The sequence below is a fragment of the Roseiconus lacunae genome (genome assembly GCF_008312935.1).
GTDB classification, from domain to species: Bacteria; Planctomycetota; Planctomycetia; order Pirellulales; family Pirellulaceae; genus Stieleria; species Stieleria lacunae.
In genome coordinates this window covers 238,980-256,488 of the sequence record NZ_VSZO01000008.1, presented here as the reverse complement: position 1 = coordinate 256,488, position 17,509 = coordinate 238,980, and the positions used below count along the sequence as shown (strand labels likewise).

The 17,509-nt window shown below is 54.4% G+C and carries 14 protein-coding genes and 1 tRNA gene; 9 read left to right on the top strand and 6 right to left on the bottom strand.

Annotated elements, in window-relative coordinates:
- The first annotated feature begins 11 nt into the window (after positions 1–11).
- The 3 genes from FYC48_RS12500 to FYC48_RS12490 are packed head-to-tail and all read left to right on the top strand — an operon-like array spanning position 12 to position 2,958.
- Positions 12–779: a methyltransferase domain-containing protein gene (locus FYC48_RS12500; protein ID WP_149497042.1), complete on the top strand. Its 768-nt coding sequence runs from the start codon at positions 12–14 to the stop codon at positions 777–779.
- A 54-nt stretch (positions 780–833) separates the two neighbouring features.
- Positions 834–2,261, top strand: a complete 1,428-nt coding sequence (locus FYC48_RS12495) for a serine hydrolase (protein ID WP_160149488.1) — start codon at positions 834–836, stop codon at positions 2,259–2,261.
- Between the two features lie 49 nt (positions 2,262–2,310).
- Positions 2,311–2,958, top strand: coding sequence for an SGNH/GDSL hydrolase family protein (locus tag FYC48_RS12490; protein ID WP_235034222.1), 648 nt, complete (start codon positions 2,311–2,313; stop codon positions 2,956–2,958).
- A gap of 242 nt (positions 2,959–3,200) precedes the next feature.
- Here FYC48_RS12490 and FYC48_RS12485 read toward each other — a convergent pair whose 3' ends face one another.
- Positions 3,201–3,905: a transposase gene (locus tag FYC48_RS12485; RefSeq protein ID WP_149497040.1), complete on the bottom strand. Its 705-nt coding sequence runs from the start codon at positions 3,903–3,905 to the stop codon at positions 3,201–3,203.
- A gap of 140 nt (positions 3,906–4,045) precedes the next feature.
- Between FYC48_RS12485 and FYC48_RS12480 the strand changes: the two genes are divergently transcribed.
- The 3 genes from FYC48_RS12480 to FYC48_RS12470 are packed head-to-tail and all read left to right on the top strand — an operon-like array spanning position 4,046 to position 8,170.
- Entirely contained in the window at positions 4,046–4,441 is a 396-nt protein-coding gene (locus FYC48_RS12480) for a hypothetical protein (protein ID WP_160149487.1), read from the top strand.
- A 28-nt stretch (positions 4,442–4,469) separates the two neighbouring features.
- Positions 4,470–5,828 (top strand): sulfatase family protein, encoded by a 1,359-nt coding sequence (locus FYC48_RS12475; protein ID WP_149497038.1) that lies wholly within the window; start codon positions 4,470–4,472, stop codon positions 5,826–5,828.
- Positions 5,825–8,170, top strand: coding sequence for an alpha/beta fold hydrolase (locus FYC48_RS12470; RefSeq protein ID WP_235034221.1), 2,346 nt, complete (start codon positions 5,825–5,827; stop codon positions 8,168–8,170). Before FYC48_RS12475 ends, FYC48_RS12470 begins: the two co-directional genes overlap by 4 nt.
- Before the next feature lie 444 nt (positions 8,171–8,614).
- Here FYC48_RS12470 and FYC48_RS12460 read toward each other — a convergent pair.
- The 5 genes from FYC48_RS12460 to FYC48_RS12440 all read right to left on the bottom strand — a co-directional run bounded on the left by FYC48_RS12460 (position 8,615) and on the right by FYC48_RS12440 (position 13,330).
- Positions 8,615–8,688 (bottom strand) — tRNA-Pro (locus tag FYC48_RS12460).
- Between the two features lie 296 nt (positions 8,689–8,984).
- The gene (locus tag FYC48_RS12455) at positions 8,985–10,631 is read right to left on the bottom strand and encodes a serine/threonine-protein kinase (RefSeq protein WP_390622122.1); all 1,647 of its coding nucleotides are present in this window, start codon (positions 10,629–10,631) and stop codon (positions 8,985–8,987) included.
- Between the two features lie 61 nt (positions 10,632–10,692).
- Positions 10,693–11,358 (bottom strand): sigma-70 family RNA polymerase sigma factor, encoded by a 666-nt coding sequence (locus tag FYC48_RS12450; RefSeq protein WP_149497035.1) that lies wholly within the window; start codon positions 11,356–11,358, stop codon positions 10,693–10,695.
- 118 nt (positions 11,359–11,476) lie between these two features.
- Positions 11,477–12,193: a 3-keto-disaccharide hydrolase gene (locus FYC48_RS12445; protein WP_149497034.1), complete on the bottom strand. Its 717-nt coding sequence runs from the start codon at positions 12,191–12,193 to the stop codon at positions 11,477–11,479.
- A gap of 87 nt (positions 12,194–12,280) precedes the next feature.
- On the bottom strand, positions 12,281–13,330 hold the full coding sequence (locus FYC48_RS12440; RefSeq protein ID WP_149497033.1) for an NAD-dependent epimerase/dehydratase family protein: 1,050 nt from the start codon (positions 13,328–13,330) through the stop codon (positions 12,281–12,283).
- Between the two features lie 204 nt (positions 13,331–13,534).
- Here FYC48_RS12440 and FYC48_RS12435 point away from each other — a divergent pair, with 204 nt between their 5' ends.
- The 3 genes from FYC48_RS12435 to FYC48_RS12425 all read left to right on the top strand — a co-directional run bounded on the left by FYC48_RS12435 (position 13,535) and on the right by FYC48_RS12425 (position 17,490).
- Positions 13,535–14,860 carry an NAD(P)/FAD-dependent oxidoreductase gene (locus tag FYC48_RS12435; RefSeq protein WP_235034220.1) on the top strand — a complete coding sequence of 442 codons (1,326 nt, stop codon included), beginning with the start codon at positions 13,535–13,537 and terminating at the stop codon, positions 14,858–14,860.
- Between the two features lie 273 nt (positions 14,861–15,133).
- Complete coding sequence (locus tag FYC48_RS12430) at positions 15,134–16,369, top strand: amidohydrolase (protein WP_149497031.1); 1,236 nt, start codon at positions 15,134–15,136, stop codon at positions 16,367–16,369.
- Positions 16,366–17,490: a carboxylate-amine ligase gene (locus FYC48_RS12425; protein ID WP_149497030.1), complete on the top strand. Its 1,125-nt coding sequence runs from the start codon at positions 16,366–16,368 to the stop codon at positions 17,488–17,490. Before FYC48_RS12430 ends, FYC48_RS12425 begins: the two co-directional genes overlap by 4 nt.
- Positions 17,491–17,509 lie beyond the last annotated feature (19 nt).

Sequence of the window (17,509 nt, the reverse complement as noted above, 5' to 3'; positions counted from 1 at the left end):
GAACATCCATCATGAATTGGAACGCGGGACACTATTTGAGGTATGGCAACGAGCGAACTCGCGCCGCCGTTGACTTGGCTGCACGAATAAGACTTGATTTACCTGAAAAGGTTGTAGATCTGGGGTGTGGACCTGGAAACAGCACACAGGTTCTTCGTCAGCGATGGATGAATTCGGAGATCATCGGAATCGACAACTCTCCGGAAATGATTGCTGCGGCACGGAAAGCTTTCCCTGATGAGAACTGGCAGCTGGCTGATGTTGCTTGCTGGACTCCTGCCAGTGCGTTCGATCTTGTCTATTCGAACGCGATGTTGCAGTGGATGCCAGACCACGCCAATTTAATACCAGTATTGTTCGGTATGGTCGCCCCAGGTGGAGCTTTGGCATTTCAGATTCCAAGCGGCACCTATGCCGTCGTCCGAACGCTCATCCATGAAATATCGCATAAGCCTGAGTGGACTGACCAATTGGAAGCCGCGCGAACGATGCTGACGATGGAGAGCCCATCGTTCTATTACGATGTCCTGGCTGCCGAAGCGAGTGAAATAGATATCTGGGAAACCGAATATTGCCACGTGATGGATTCACCCAACGCAATCGTTGACTGGATTGCAAGTACCGGGCTAAGCCCGTTTCTGGCTGCCCTCGCATCGGACGACCAGCGTGCCGAATTCGTAAGCGAGCTGAAACGACGCGTTTACGGATCTTACGAGACACGGGTTGATGGGAAGATTCTCTTTGATTTCCGCAGAACTTTTGTCATCGCTTATCGGTAGAACATTTTCATGCCAAACAAGCTGCGTTTCACTAGAATCTCCATGGAATGCCTTATGAGAAGTCTCTCATTTCTAATCTTTATATTGACTACATGCAGTCTGTCGGCTCAATCCGAGTTTCTACACGGGAATGCCGACAGGATCGAAGCCTTCCTGCAACAGCATTTCAATGATTCCAAATACGGCATGGTGATTGGACTCGTAGACGAACACGGAACCCGATTCTTCAGCTCTGGCTCGCTGGACAACGGGACAGAAAAATTAGTGAATGAACACACGATCTTTGAGATGGGATCTGTAACCAAAGTGTTTACATCGCTACTGCTGCTGGACGCCATCCAGCGGGGGGAGGTAAATCTTGATGATCCCGTAGAAGATTACTTGCCGGAAGGTGTTGCGGTCCCGACGTATCGGGGAATAAAGATTACGTTGTTGAATCTGGCTGTTCAGGATTCCGGGCTCCCATGGAATACCCCGCAGCAAGCAGCACTCTTAAAGCCAGAATCCGGTCAACCTGATCTGAAGGCGTTCAAGGAATCTGCGGCTTCGTTCACGGTTGAGAATCTTTATGAGTTTCTGTCAACCTACGAATTGCAACAGGAACCGGGTGCCAGGTTTCAATACTCGAATATCGGAATGGCACTCTTGGGACATGCGATCGAGCGAGCCACCGGTATCGACTATGAAAAGCTTGTCATCGATCGAATCTGCCGTCCACTTGGTATGACCGATACTCGATTTACGCTTTCAGCCGAACAGAAAGTTCGACTCGCCTACGGTCACATGGTCGATGAAACAAAGGCCGAATTTTGGAAGCTTCAAGCGATGCAGCCGGCCGGCGGACTTCTGACGACTGCCGACGATCTGATGAAGCTGTTATCTGCCAACCTGGGACTCAGTAAGACTCCGCTGACGCCGCTGATGAAACAGACTCACGTTATACATCATGACGAATCTACGCAGTTCGGCCGAACCGCAATGCCCTGGTTTGACAACGGAGTTTACAACCCGCCCGGCTCGAACTTGCTGGGGCACGCAGGTGGCGGAGCCGGCACAGTTGCGTTCACGGCATTCGATACGGCAAACCGGCGCGGCGTCGTCGTTTTAACCAACCAAATGAAAGTCTATCCTAATCCAGTTGGGTGGACGCTGATTCAGGAGATGCCCTTTACGCGATCCAATACCAGCTACGCTGTTCGCCAGGTCGTAGGCGTGGGAATTGGGTTCAGGAAGGACAAACTAACGGGTGAACTGCGGATTATTAGAGTCTATCCGCAATCTCCTGCCGGAAAAGCAGGGCTATCGGTTGACGCTATCGTTACGCGAATCGATGACACTTCGGTCGAGAAAATAGATCTGCTTGAATGTATGCGACTCATGTCCGGCGACGCAGATACACCGGTACGCTTACGCATGCGAGACGACGAGGGAATCGAAAAAAACGTGAAACTGATTCGTCGTCCCTTCCTCACAAGGAGCTAGACTCCTGGAATCGCTGCTTCTATTAGCAAGGCCAATACATGGAGAGAGCGTGATTGATCATCAGATACTCATTTATTCGGATTCACTGACATGGGGTATCATTCCGAATACTCGCAACCGATTGCCGTTTGAGCTGCGATGGCCCGGGGTGCTAGAAAATGCCTTGCGTGAACGAGGTGTCAGCGCTCGTGTAATTGAGGACTGCCTCAACGGTCGACGTACCGCATTTGATGATCCTGAAAAACCGGGGCGAAGTGGATTGGAGGGAGTGGAACAGAAAATTGAAATGCACTCGCCGCTGCGTCTGGTCGTTCTGATGCTCGGGACCAACGACTTCCAAGCGGTGCACGCAAATACTATCGGTCGGTCGGCTCAAGGCATGGCGTCGCTGGTCGCTGCTGTAAGGAGAGCTCCTATTGAGCCCGACATGCCAATTCCGCAAATCCTAATTGTTGCACCGCCACCTGTCGGACAGCCAAAGGGTGAAATGGCTTATAAGTTTGACGGTGCCAAGGAAAGGTGCGAAGGGTTGTCGTCCGCGTTCGAGCAAGTCGCAAGGGGGCATGACTGTGGATTTTTTGATGCCGGCTCGATCACAACCACCAGCAAAATTGATGGCGTACATCTCGACGAAGACCAGCACGAAGTACTCGGCTTAGCGATTGCTGATGTCGCCGAATGTATGATCATACAATGACGCTAAACGACAGAGCGTGGTAGCGACCGGTCGCGTCCCCGCCCCAGAACGTAATCGGGATGGGAAAAAGAACTGCGCAAACGGGCGTTGTCCGACGCATGACGCTCAAGGACTTGAGGTAACCGTTTACGAGGTGGTGCGAGGGGATTGAAAATCGATCTGGACACGAAGTCGAAGCTTTTGCCCAGAGCGGAGAGAGGGGAAAAGAGCGAAGAAAGCGGACGGGGGGCTACTCCGTTTCGTCAGCGTGGTGGCGATTGAACCGCTTCTGTTTTTGGCTTCTTTCTTGGCCGGCCTCGTGGCCGGACTGTGGACCAAATGCCATTTCGTTCGCAGGTTTCTTCGATCCACTCTTGAGAACCGAATGGGCGTCCCCGCGTGATACAGATCCGAACGGCGTCCAGTTCGTCCTGCGTGAGCGCTGTGTTGACTCGGTTTCTCCATCCGGGCGGACGACGCATTGGCCACGTGGACAGAAGTTTCGGATCACAATCGCATTTGTGGTGCCATCGGTGGAGCGAGCCGTATTCCCAGTCTTCGGCGTGTTTGACCATTTTTGCACGCAATGCGTTGCGTTCGACATAGCGACACAGCGTCAAAAAGTGTGCGTCATCTTCGACTTCGAAACTCTTGAACGGCCCCTGGTAAAGATGCCCGTGGCCGCGGGTGCCATTGTGCGCATGGTACCGAAGTGTGTGCGTGGAGGAGATCCATCCGCACAGCCTGCCCATCGCGCCGTCTTTTCGCGGCCGTAGAACCAGATGCCAGTGGTTCGGCAATAGGCAAAACGAAAAGAGATCCACGGGGTATTTACCAAGGCCTTCACTGAGCGTTCTTAGAAACGCTTCGTAGTCTTCAGGTTTGTGGAATATCTTTCGCCGGTTGTTACCACGGTTGATGGCATGATAAATCTTCCCCGCTTCATCTGGCCGCTTCGTTCTAGGCATCGAAAGCTCCCACCGTGAGTCTGCGTCAGTCTCGTACCAACCTACCCCTAAACCGCTGCAAATAAAACCCCCTTCCCCTTTTGTTGCCCCGTACCAACCTACCCCTAAACCGCTGCAAATAAAACCCCCTTCCCCTTTTGTTGCCCTTCCTCTTTTTTTTCCGACCGGCAGGATTCAAAAACATTTACAATGTCAAAGATGATTCACACGAGGGGAATAACATCGCGTCTGACCCGCAGTACGCGGAAGTCATCGCTGAACTGCGGAAATCAGCACCGACGGAATTTGCCGATTCTGAGTCGAAGCTGAACGCACGCCGTGATCTTGTTATCGAAGGCGAAACCTTATGCTGGGAGAAGGGCAAAGGCATCTACGTAGCGCATAAGAAAATTGCCTTATACCGACGCAGGGTTGAAGCAAAAGCAATCGAAGAAAGGAATATAATTCGGCCCGCATCCGGCGTCACCGCCTTTCCATTGCCGAGAAACGTCTCGCCAGCCTTCTCGAATAGCACCACGCCGACGAAAGGTCATTGATGCGAACGTCTCATCGAGAAAACAAAAAATGAACAGGTTGCTTCTTTCATTCACTTCACAAGTGCTCCTCGCATTCCTGCTGGTAATTGCCCTGTCCGCAGGAACTCAGGCAGCGGATGATCGGCCGCCGAACGTTGTCTTCATGTTCGCGGACGATCTTGGCTACGGCGATCTCGGTTGCTACGGGCATCCCTACGCGAAGACACCAGTCCTTGACCAACTCGCCAACGAAGGGACGCGGTTTACCCAGTTCTATGTGACCGGAGTGACGTGTAATCCCAGCCGCACGGGACTCATGACCGGGTTGTTTCCTGCCCGTTTTCCGAAGTATGCCGCCGACTTTGGTTTCGGGGACCGCTTGACGATCACCGAACTGCTGAGGAAGCGGGGATACAGAACCGGTCACTTCGGCAAGTGGCACATTGGTCCGGACGACAGCGACGGCACTTATGGGATCGATACGGTCAAAACGATTGGCAAGAGTCGGGACAGATCAGCCGGTAGAGATACCGACCTCTATTCGGCCGCGATTGAATTCATCAGAGAGAACAGGGACGAGCCGTTTTATGTCAACGTCTGGGGGCACGCGACACACTTTCCTGTGAACACGCCCGCCGAGCTTGCTGGCCAGTTCAAAGACGTGACAGTCGACCGGGAAGATTTCTCGCAGGCCATGCAGCACAAATTCGATGAGTGCTTGAAGATTGGCGGCGATCTTGACAAGTCGATGCGTCAGTATCTCGGCGACGTCTACCAGATTGACTTAAATGTCGGGCGAATCCTAGAGGCCATCGATGACTTGGGGCTCCGAGACAACACCATCATCGTCTTCTCCAGCGATCACGGACCGGCTCCCGTGATTCTGGGAAAGAAAGGTACGCGGGAATTCTCAAACAATATGCTGGGCTACGCAGGAAAGTTTCGCGGAGGCAAACACTCGCAGTACGAGGGCGGTACGCGAGCCCCGTTCATTGTTCGCTGGCCCGACAAGGTGAAAGCCGGGCGAGTTGATACGACGCACGTTTGCTCATTCATCGATTGGCTGCCCACAGTTTGCTCGATTGCCGGGATTGAGGAACTGCCGTCGCAACTTGACGGTGAGGACATTTCCGACATCTGGTTTGGTGGTGATCGGCAGCGTACGAAGCCGCTGTTCTGGAAATCCAGCGCAACTGGCAGTAATCCTGCGATGCGGTTCGGTAAATGGAAACTGCACCTGCCTCGAAAGCAACGTGGGGTGCCCGAACTCTACGATCTTTCCCTCGATCCCAGCGAGGGTAACAACGTCGCCGAGGCTCATCCGGAAGTCGTTGATCGTCTCCGGAAATCACTCCAAGCGTGGGTTGCCGAACTGCCTGCGAACTATGAAAAGGCGAGAGAGAAATGAACAAGTTCATTCAAGTGTTGCTCAGCGTCAATTGTCTGCTTGTTACACTGGTCCCTAAGTTCAGTACAGCGTTGGCGCGTGACCGAGATAGCGAGCGAACAATGGGCGTTGGCTTTTTCAAACACGGTGTGATCTGCGCCATCGTCCTGGCCTGCACTGCAGGTCTTGTCGAAGCGGTCGACAAGCCGAACATCGTCATCATCTTCGTCGACGACCAGGGATACTACGATCTGGGATGCTATGGCGCGACCGAAGTCGAGACGCCACGGATTGACGCGATGGCCATGGAGGGAATCCGGTTTACGGACTACTACGCGGCGGCTCCGATTTGTAGTCCGTCGCGAGCCGGCCTGTTGACAGGTTGTTATCCGCGACGTGTTGGCAACCATATTTGGGTGCATCGCGCTGACTCGTCATCGGGAATTCATCCGGACGAATTGACAATCGCTGAGCTTTTCCAGCAGAACGGTTACGCGACCGCGTGCATTGGCAAATGGCATCTGGGGTTTCAGGAACCGTTTCTCCCCCGCAACCAGGGCTTCGATCACTATTTTGGTTTACTGCACAATCTGGACCCGGTCGAGGTCGTCTACTTTGACGACGAAGGCGTTCCGCTGATGCGGAATGAAACAATCGTTAAGCGTCCCGCCGACCCTGCGGAATTAACTAGGCTCTACACGGACGAAGCCATCGCCTTTATGGAGAAAAACACGGAGAAACCGTTTTTCCTCTATCTGCCGCACACCATGTTGCACAATCCGCTTGGTGTGAGCGAAGAATTTAAGAGGACTTCGAAATGGGGAGAATATGGCGACGCGATACAGGAACTCGATCACAACGTTGGTCGTCTATTCGATTCTTTGAAGAAACTCGGCATCAGCGACAATACGATCGTGATCTACGCCTCCGACAACGGCAGAGGTCCCGGTCGTACACCGGAACAGAAGATTCGTGGACGTAAGCTCTCAACATACGAAGGCGGCATTCGCGTTCCTGCCATCGCTTGGGGACCGGGGCTCGGATTGCAGAGGGGCGCGGAGTCATCGGCTGTCGTTCGCGCGATGGATTGGTATCCGTCGCTTGCCACACTGGCAGGGATCGAGATTCCCCAGGGGCCAATTATCGACGGTCGCGATATTAGTCCCTTGTTGAAGGGAGAATCAGCGTTTGTTCCTGCTCCAGGGCTGGGCAAATCGCTCAATGCGAAAGTGCCTTTGCGTCGTCGCTGGGATCCGCCGAGGGAATGGGAGTCGCTGATTAAACGCTGGGAGTACAACGACGCGTTCTTCTATCACGGTAGTCAGGGATCATTGGCTGCAGTGCGATGGAAGAACTGGAAGCTCTATTTGAATCCCAGCCCTGAACTTTACGATCTGTTCAAAGACCCGGGCGAATCGACTCTTGTCCGCAATGGCGATGTGATTCGCAAGTTGCGCGGCATGGCGATTCTGTTCCAGGAAGAGATGCGCCTGGATGCCCGAGTGGCCGGACAGGCGGCGCCTCGTCGAGCTGATGCCAAAACCAAGATTCCAGCGAAGATCATCGATGGCTTGCATCGCAAACCAGATGTGACCTTCGCGAGCTATGGTGATCGCACTCTCGCAATGGATCTCTACCGTCCGAAGGGCAATTGGCAATCTCTGCCTGCCATCGTGTGCATTCACGGTGGCGGATGGCGTAAAGGCCAGAAGATTAATTTCCGCAATGTCGCCCAGTCCCTGGCCGAGAAGGGCTTCGTGACAGCTTCGATTGACTATCGACTCAGTGGCGAAGCTCCCTTCCCGGCACACATTCATGACTGCAAAGCCGCCGTCAGGTTCCTGCGAGCGAACGCGAAGGAGTTTGGCATCGACCCGGACAGAATTGGTGCGATTGGCCATTCCGCTGGCGGTCACCTGGCTGCCTTACTGGCAACGTCGGCCGGTGTGCAGGAGCTTGAAGGCAAAGGTGGAAACGCAGGAGTAAGCAGTGCAATTCAAGCGGTCGTTCCGATGGGCGGGCAAACCGATTTTCTGTCTGCTCGCAATCGCGAGATCTCGCGTGAAAAGGAGGTTTGGCAACAGTTTCTTAGTGGTTCACAGGAAGAAAATCCTGATGCCTATCGACTCGCCTCTCCGCTGACCCACGTCGACAAGACGGACCCACCCTGCTGGATCATCACAGGTGAAAATGACGATCCCAGCACCCGCGCCGATCAGTTTCGTGAACGTCTGGAGGAGCTGGGCATCCAATCGGAGTTGACTGTGATTAAGGACGCTCCGCATGCGTTTCTGGCAACACAAGCGTGGTTCGATGAGGCGATAGAAATCGCTGACAAGTTTTTCACCAAGACATTGAAATAGCCGTGATGCCGCACATTGTCATAGAAAATCATCAATTGAACTCCCAATAGTAAGGGACCAAACAATAGTTGCGTATCACACTCAGACTATCCATCTTCGCCAGCGCGATCATTTCGCTTTTCACACATTCGGCCTGCTCAGCCGCGCCGCCGGGCAAGCCACTGAAAGTGCAATTTCTGGTTACCGATGACTTGAACAGTTGGCTGCTTGGCGACGCGGATCAGTACGCAGGCAAAGTCGTCGCGCGTTGTCGGCTCGGAGATCTGAACGACACTCCTTTTGAGTTCAGTGCTAAACCAAGTCCAAAAGGCTACCCGGACCGGTAGAGGGCTGAACGTACACGCTCGATTCATTTGACGTAGATAGCCATGACAGTGCTTTACTCCCCGCAAATGAGAAACAGCTCGTCGCGAACGAACGCGACGAGCTGTTTTGTGTTGCAGGTCGGGCAGACAGGATTTGAACCTGCGACCTTCGCGTCCCGAACGCGACGCTCTACCAAGCTGAGCCACTGCCCGATGATCAATCCGGTCGCCGCCTGAACCTAGGAACGATTCAGGCCTCGCTCTCGAATCTTCGTTGACGCCTTCCCACTGAGATAACTTGGTCTCAGCGAACGGCCTTGTACTCTGGCGCCCTTGGACATTCCGTTCGGCCAAGCGACCTCGTTCGCCTCTGTAGTTTAGACGATCAAAACTTGCTTCGGTCGGGCCGGTGAAAGCCCGCCGAACGGCCGTAGTATAGCGACCCGGGGGAGAGTTCGAAAAGATCCCTTCCGCGTTTTTCAATGTCAATGTAGCCGAACACGCATGCACTAGTTGACGCCGACGGAAGAGACGGGTGCCGATGGCTCGGACACAGTTGCAGGCGGGGCGTGAGAGTTGGCGGATTTCTTGCGGCGGTAGAAGTGAAAACCTGGAATGAAGAAACACAAGCCTGCGACGATTCCGAAGATCAGGTGGGCCCACCGTGGAAACACCGCCATCAAGATCGCCGCGACAAACAACGCGATCGCTTGGAAATAGAATCGCCCCGACAGCATCCCCGCTTTGACGACAAACACCATCCCGCTGGTGACCCCCAAGAGCGGGCTGAGTTTTAACACCGGGAGATCAAGCAAACGCTCGATCGGAAACAATGTCCCGATGGCGATCATGCTGCCTCCCCAAACGTGGGCAATCTGCCGTTCGATAAATGTCACCGGCCCCATCCGTTGTCGGAGCTTCCAAAAGACACTGGCCCAAGCGCCTAGTCCTATCGTCCAAAGCCCCATGTACACGATCCGCGACTGAACGCCCCAGTATTCCAGTTGCCATGTCAGGAAGCAGGCAACCAACAGGACGAGCGAATGCCACATCCACAGCACGCCCCAGTTTTCGAGTACCGCCGCATGATGGGTTTCGCGAAAAATCCTTGCGACAACTTGATTGAATTGACCGCTGCGGGCCGAAACCACTTCGTCGGCCAAGAACGCATCCAGGTCATCGGCTAAACCATCGGCAGACAAGTAACGCAAGTCGACCGGTTTCTGCAAACATCGAATCACAATCATTTCCAGATCGCGATCCAAACTTGGCCGCAGCGCCCGCGGCGGACTGGGATCCTGTTCGATCACCAGCATGACCATTTCAACGGGCGTGTCAGCGACGAACGGTGGACGACCGATCAAGGTATAAAACAGAATCGCGCCCAGGCTGTAAATGTCCGTCGCCGGTCCCAATAATTCCCGCCGTCCGCCCGCTTGTTCGGGCGACATATAGGCTGGCGTGCCGACCAACATGCCACTGCGTGTGAGATCAATATCCGCCCGATATTCTTTTGCCAACCCGAAATCGGTGATCAACACGCTGCCATCGCCGGAGAGCAAAATGTTACTGGGTTTGAGATCGCGATGGACGACGCCATGGTCGTGTGCGAACTGAACCGCCCGAGCCACTTGAGAAATAATCGCGGCGGCTTCGCGTTGGGGAAGTGGGCCTCGGGCGACGCGATCGGCAAGCGTTTCTCCGTCGATATACTTCATCGAAAAGAATGGTCGTCCGTCGAAGTCGCCGACTTCGTAAACCGGCACGATCCCCGGGTGCTCGAGCTTGGCCGTCGCCGCGGCCTCGGCAAGGAAACGTTGAAGGTCCGCGTCACTGGCAAGCCGACCACGAAGGATCATCTTGATCGCGACCTCGCGGTCTAAGCTGCGTTGGCGAGCGCGAAAGACAACCCCCATCCCGCCTCGACCGATCTCTTCGAGCAAGTCGTAGTCACCGATCGTCGTTGGCAGTTGAAGACGTGACCAACGCCGCGAGCCACCGGCCGGCGCGGCTGGGACTTCGTTGACCGAGGAACTGGCTGTGTCGGTGACGAGGACGGCGCCCCAAAGCTTTCGCAGTTCATCGGCCAGGTCGGGGTGTTCGCGGCAGACGGCATCAAAGTCAACCGGTTGGCCTCGACAAATCGAATCGGTCATCTCGCTTAGCAAATTCGCCAAGCGTTGTTCGTCCTGTTCGGAGAGGGTCACAACTCTTGGCTCATTGCAAAGCGTCGCCATCGATCGATGGCTGGTCCTCTTCGTCTTGCAACATTTCGCGAAGGCGACGAACCGCGCGAAGATAACGCATGCTCGCCGCGGCGGCGTTGAGTCCCAACGCTTCGGCGATCTCGAGATTCGACAGGTGTTCGTAGTGCCGCATCACGATAATCTCTTGATCTTGCTCGTTCATTCGCGACACCGCTTCTTCGACTTTGAGCGCGATTTCGCGTTGGGTGGCTGCGGCCGCCGGCGTCAGGGCTGGGTCACAAACTTGGATGGCGAGTTCCAGTGTCGACTGATCGGGACTGACCGCCGCAATCATCGGTTGCTCGCGATCCATGTTGCGTTTCGCACTGACACGGTGACGCCGATAGGTATCGATAATGCGATCCCACGCAATTTGGCGAAGCCAAAGATGGAACGCCATCGAGGGATCGGACAAGTATTTCTCCAGTCGGCCACTGGCTTCGATCATCACGTCTTGAACGACATCGCTGACATCGACCCGCTGTTGGACCTTTCGATCGAGACGCAGTTCGACGAGGCGGCGAATCGGCGCACGATGTTTTTCCAAAAGCTGGTTTACAGCATCACTGTTACCATCGCGGGCGGCGCCCAGCAACGTTTCAGTTTGTTCGTCTCCGGCCCAAATCGACTTTGTCATACAACTCTCCTCAACTCATCTTAGTCTAGCGGAAAGTCTACTCATGGGGTTCGCCACGTTCTCTGACGTCTTGGTTTTGAACCAAAAGTGCCAGCCGATCGAGAAATGGTGTGCCCGTTTACTTGACCGGATGTAAGACGATGTTCTTGAATCGCATTTCCATCGGGCCACCGACATGCAACTGGAATGCGATCACGCCACTGGTTGCCGCTTTTTCGGTTTGGTTGTCGATGACTTCGGCGGTCATTGTGCCGTTGATGAAGTGCTGCAAGTGGTTGCCGTTGGCGACAATTCGATAGTCGTTCCACTCCCCGGGATGGATCCCGTTGCCAAGTTTCGCGCCATCGGCGTATTGCTTGACTTCTTTCTTGCCGTCTTCGCCGATGGTGACGGACTGACCGCGTTCGGCCAGGATTCCGCGTCCTTTTTCCTCGTAAAGAATCCCGGCGTAACGATTGCCGAAGTCGATGTCGGCTTGGTAGCCACCGACAACGAATTTTTCGCGATCGATTATCTTGCTGCGGTACTGAATTCCGCTATTGGTATTTTCGATTTTGAACTGAAGTGTTAATTCAAAGTTCGCAGGCTTGCGATCGGCATAGATAAGAAACGTATTTTGCTTCAGCGGTTTGTCAGCCGTGGTGCGACCAACGATCTGGCCGTCTTCGACCGACCAGAGGTCTTCGCGGCCGATCCATCCGGAAAGGTCTTTGCCGTTGAAGAGAGAGACCGATTCGGTCAGCTTTTCAGTCGACGCTGAATCGGGTTCCTCGGCGGCGACATTGACGGCGGTGCAGCAAGCGGCGAGTACAGCAAGTGAAAGCAAGTGGCGCATGGGGGATCCACGTTGGTTAGATCGGGAAGGGGGCGGTCGAAGTGGCCACATTGTAGTCGACCAGGGACGCGTCGATGAGATGCCTTCTTAGGCTTGTTTGGATTCTTCGCCGGCGATCATTTGCGACAAAATTTCTTCTAAAGAAACGCGAATGTCCCACTCGGGATAATCACGTCGCAACTTGCTGAGATCGCTGATGTAGCAGATATGGTCACCTTTGCGGTTGTCCTCGCCAAGCGTGAAGTTGACTCGGTATCCGCCGATTTGTTTGATCAAATCGATGCATTCGAGCACGCTTGCAGAATTGTTTCGTCCGCCGCCGATGTTGTAGACCTCGCCGGGACGCGGATTGTTTGCAAAGGCTTCGAAGGCTTTGACGACATCGCTACATTCAATTTGATCGCGGACCTGTTTTCCCTTGTAGCCAAAGATAGTGTAGGGTTTGCCGGTGACGGCGACATGGACAAGGTAGCTCAGAAAACCATGCAGTTCGACACCGCTGTGGCTGGATCCGGTCAGACATCCGCCACGAAAAATCCCGGTCTTTAGACCGAAGTATTTGCCGTATTCTTGGGCCAAGACATCCGCCGCAGTCTTACTGGCACCGAACAGCGAATGCATCGTCTGATCGATCCGACAGTTTTCGTCGATCCCATCAAAGTCCTCTTCGCGTGCGTACTCCCAGCGGGTGTCTCGTTCTTCGAGCGGCAATTCGTTGGGAGCGTCGCCGTACACCTTATTGGTGCTCATGTGACAGAAGACAGCGTCCGGGGCGTGCTGCCGTGTCGCTTCGAGAAGATTGAGAGTGCCAGTGGCATTGACTTCAAAGTCCAAAAACGGAATGGCCGCGGCGCGATCGTGTGATGGCTGGGCGGCACAGTGAATCACTAAGTCTGGTGGTTCGTTTTGGAACAAGTCCATGATGGCGTCTCGATCACGAATGTCGATCGCGGCCGTTCTAAAATGAGTTGTTTCGGATTCTAGACGTGACTGATTCCAACGAGTGCTACCTTCGGGACCAAAGAAGGTCGCTCGCATGTCGTTGTCGATTCCGATCACTTCGCTGCCGTTGGCATCCCAGTGTCGGACTGCTGCCGAGCCGATCAAGCCGCTTGAACCAGTGACGATGACACGCATGTTAAATCTTGGTAGTCGTGAAACAATCAATAACCATTCCGTCGCGGGAACGACTCCCGCCCGCCCGGGGTGCAATCCCCGAGTTGACCTGATCCAATGATGATCGCAGCGGGCGCGATACTGCCGATGGCGAATTCGCAAATCATCCGTTTATCCGCAACCGCTCGTCTTCTAGTCTTCATGCCCATGTAAGCCGGAATAGCGATGAACGCGTCCCCCAATGAACAAACGAGTACCGTCGTAATTGGCGGTGGTGTCTCCGGTTTAGCTTGTGCGCGGGTGCTGGCCGATGCCGGCAAATCCGTCCAAGTCCTTGAGGCAAGCGATCGCGTCGGAGGACGGGTACGCACAGACCGCGTTGATGGTTTGACCTTGGATCATGGTTTTCAAGTCTTGCTGACAGCTTACCCGGCTTGCGAAAAACTCTTGAACTATGACGAACTGCGATTGCGACGGTTTCGACCTGGAGCTTTGGTTCGAAAAAATGGGCACTTCGCCGTACTCGCCGATCCATGGCGAAACCCGACGAAAGCGTTTGCGTCGGCACTTTCGAGTGTCGGATCGCTGGGTGACAAACTGAAAGTTGGCCAGTTGCGATCCGAGAGTCGTCGGGGAAGTCTGGATGAACTTTATCAGCTACCGAACATTTCAACGCTCCAACGACTTCAAGACGCAGGGCTAACAGAGTCAATCATCGACGATTTCTTTCGACCGTTCCTTGGCGGCGTCTTTTTGGATGAATCACTGCAAACAAGTCGGCGGATGTTCGAGTTTGTGTTCCGTATGTTTGCCGAGGGGGAGATTGCCATCCCCGCCGATGGGATGGCTGCGATCCCTCGGCAATTGGCCGAGGCTTTGCCCCGCGGGACGATTCGTCTGAAAACCTCCGTCCGAACGATCGAACACCTCGAACGAGGAAGTCGGCTGCATCTTTCCGACGGGATCACCATCGACGCGTCGACCGTCGTCGTCGCTACCGAAAGCGGTGCCGCGGCCAAGTTGCTGAATCTGGATTCGATCGCTACGAAGTGGAACCAAACAACGACGGTCTATTTCCAGGCGCCGAAGTCTCCGGAAGACAGCCAGATGCTGATTCTTCGTGGTGACGAACGTTGTCCGCCGGCGGCGCAGGATGTGTCGGCTCCTGAAAGCGCGATCCAGACAATGACAGTGCTGAGTGACATCGCTCCGGAGTACGCGACGCGGGATCGCTCGTTGATCTCGATTAGTATTTCCGAGCGATTCAGTGACATCGATATCGACGACGCGATCAAGATGGTCCACAATCAGGCAAGGTCGTGGTTCGGAGACCAGGTTGATCGCTGGGAGTTCGTGCGAGCTTATCGAATTCCATTTGCTTTGCCGCGATTGGACCTGCGAACGGTGGTCAAAAGTGTTCGTGGCTGTGAAATCGCCAAAGGTTGCCCTGAACACGTTTATGTCTGCGGAGATCACCGCGAAACCGCCAGCCTGCACGGCGCGATGAACAGTGGAATGCGAGTTGCATCGAGAATCATCGAAACGATTTAGGAACTGTGATACAAGACCATGAAAGCCGTGACGCAGACGACGTGTGAAAAGTGTTGTGTTGCCAGCGAGTGCGTTGCCCGCTAGTGATCGATCTTCAGTTGAATTTGGGATTAGCCGACGGGCGTCAGCCCCGGTTGCCGACGGGCGTCAGCCCCGGTTTCTGTGCAACAACCGGGGCTGACGCCCGTCGGCTGATCCTAGAATGCGGCGTTTGCATGCGGGAGTCCCGTGCGGTCACCGCACACCAATTAAAACTTGCCGAAAAACCGACTTATGAATCTGCCGACCGAAAAAAAGACCACTCCGTGGATCGAAGAAATTCACACTCTCTCGGCAAAATACCACGAAGATTGGATCGCGCTGCGGCGATACCTACACCAGCATCCTGAGCTATCCGGTGAAGAAACGTTAACGACGAACGAACTGAAATCACGTCTTTGTGCGTTGCAGTTGCCGGTCCGACTGGCCGGCGATAGTCGTGGACTAACGGCTGACTTAGTGACAGATTCAAGCTTGGCCGATGAACCACGGTTGGCTATCCGAGGCGACATCGACGGTTTGCCTATCCAAGACGAAAAGATGGTGCCATACCGAAGTTGCAAAGCAGGAGTCATGCATGCCTGTGGTCATGACGTGCATGCGACCGTTGTTGTCGCGGCGATGCAAATCTTAAAGGAAATGGATAAATCTGGCACACTGCCGTGGCCCATCGCAGTCCGTGCGGTGCTCCAGCCTGCCGAAGAGATTTCCGAAGGCGCTCTTCACATGATCCATCACAAAGCGCTTTCGGACGTTGACGCAATCATCGCGTTACACGTTGACCCGACGCGGCAAGTTGGCTGTATCGGCATTCGGGAAGGCGCGTTAACGGCGGCTTGCGACCAATTTGAAATTCAAATTCAAGGGCAAGGCGGTCACGGTGCGCGGCCTCATCTTGCCAAAGATCCCATCGAAGCCTGTGTGTCGCTGATCGAGGCGCTATACCGAAGAATCAATCGGGCGATCGACCCACACCACACCGTCGTGATTTCGATCGGTACCGTTCAAGCGGGACACAGTGCGAATGTCATCCCTGATACCGCGACCGCCTCGGGGACGTTGCGGACGCTGCACCCGTCGGCCAGACGCAAGGCACTGGAGACAATTGATGTGATCTGTGAATCGGTCAAGCAGGAGTTCGGCGTCGACGTGCGTTTAAAATGGGGAACAACAGCACCCGCGGTGATCAACGACAAAAAGCTTGTCGGTCTGATTCATGATGCGATCGTCGACACGCTAAACCCCGGTGCGGTCGAGTGGATTGACGTTCCGAGTATGGGCAGCGAAGATTTCTCGTTTTATTTAGAGCATGTTCCGGGGGCGATGTTTCGTCTTGGAGTCTCCGGTTCGCAGGTCGGCGCCGCGCCGTTGCACACCGGAACGTTCGATATTGACGAACAGGCGATCGCACATGCCGCTAAACTATTCGCATCTACCGCAATCCGTTACTTCGATCCGGCCCGACGATGAGCAAATTCCATTTTCATGCCAATGCATCACACACCCTTGGCGTGGAATTGGAACTTGGAATTGTCAATACGCAGAACTATTCGCTGACATCACGCAGCAATGAGTTGCTCGATGCGGTACCGATGCCGGCGCGAGAATTTTGCAAACACGAGTTAATGCAATGTTGCGTCGAGGTCATCAGTGGTGTTTGCGATTCCGTCGGGGAAGCACGCCGGGATCTGAGCGGCAAACTTTTGCCACTGCAATCGGCCGCCGACGATTTGGGATTGGAGCTATGGTGGGGAGCGACGCATCCGTTTAGTCATTGGCTGGACCAAGTCGTCACCGACGATGAACGGTATCAAGGTCTGATGCGCTTGCTGCAAGTGATGGCGCGACGACTGATCACGTTCGGCTTGCACGTGCATGTCGGAGTCGACAGCGGTGACAAGGCGGTCATGATCTGCGACAGAATCATGCAATATCTGCCGATGCTGCTGGCCTTGTCTGCGAGTAGCCCCTACTGGGAAAACCGTGACACCGGGCTGCATTCCTACCGCAGCAAGGTAATGGAAGGCTTGCCAACTGCCGGTTTGCCAACCTTGATGCGGAACTGGAGTGAATACGTTTGGTTGGTCAATCACATGGTCGACACCGGGTTCATCAATACGATCCGTGAAATCTGGTGGGACGTTCGCCCGCATCATAATTTTGGCACCGTCGAAGTCCGCATGTGCGACATGCCGGGAAACATGGATCATGTTTGTGGCTTAACTGCATTGATTCAGTGCCTCGTCAAATATCTCAGTGACGAAATCGACAACGGCATGTACCAGTTCGACTGTCACCCAATGATGGTCAGGCAGAACAAATGGAGGGCCGCACGATATGGGGCATCGGCGACGTTGGTCAATACGTTCGATTACACCGAGAAGCGTGTGCCTGAGATCGCAAACGACCTGGTCGACAAACTTCGCGAAGTGGCTCAAGATTTACGATGTGAGTCGGAGTTGCTGTTTGTTAGAGAGATCGCCATCGAGGGTGATTGGGCCCAACGTCAGCGACAGTTGTTAAAAAAGGAAGGTGATCCGCAAGCGATCGTCAAACAGTTGAACCAGCAATCACGAATCCAAACGGTTTAAGCACTTCGATGTGCGACGC

Coding starts and splice junctions, on each gene's coding strand:
- FYC48_RS12500 (WP_149497042.1), top strand. CDS start 12: ATGAATTGGAACGCGGGACACTATTTGAGGTATGGCAACGAGCGAACT.
- FYC48_RS12495 (WP_160149488.1), top strand. CDS start 834: ATGAGAAGTCTCTCATTTCTAATCTTTATATTGACTACATGCAGTCTG.
- FYC48_RS12485 (WP_149497040.1), bottom strand. CDS start 3,905: ATGCCTAGAACGAAGCGGCCAGATGAAGCGGGGAAGATTTATCATGCC.
- FYC48_RS12475 (WP_149497038.1), top strand. CDS start 4,470: ATGAACAGGTTGCTTCTTTCATTCACTTCACAAGTGCTCCTCGCATTC.
- FYC48_RS12470 (WP_235034221.1), top strand. CDS start 5,825: ATGAACAAGTTCATTCAAGTGTTGCTCAGCGTCAATTGTCTGCTTGTT.
- FYC48_RS12455 (WP_390622122.1), bottom strand. CDS start 10,631: ATGACCGATTCGATTTGTCGAGGCCAACCGGTTGACTTTGATGCCGTC.
- FYC48_RS12450 (WP_149497035.1), bottom strand. CDS start 11,358: ATGACAAAGTCGATTTGGGCCGGAGACGAACAAACTGAAACGTTGCTG.
- FYC48_RS12445 (WP_149497034.1), bottom strand. CDS start 12,193: ATGCGCCACTTGCTTTCACTTGCTGTACTCGCCGCTTGCTGCACCGCC.
- FYC48_RS12440 (WP_149497033.1), bottom strand. CDS start 13,330: ATGCGTGTCATCGTCACTGGTTCAAGCGGCTTGATCGGCTCGGCAGCA.
- FYC48_RS12435 (WP_235034220.1), top strand. CDS start 13,535: ATGAACGCGTCCCCCAATGAACAAACGAGTACCGTCGTAATTGGCGGT.
- FYC48_RS12430 (WP_149497031.1), top strand. CDS start 15,134: ATGAATCTGCCGACCGAAAAAAAGACCACTCCGTGGATCGAAGAAATT.
- FYC48_RS12425 (WP_149497030.1), top strand. CDS start 16,366: ATGAGCAAATTCCATTTTCATGCCAATGCATCACACACCCTTGGCGTG.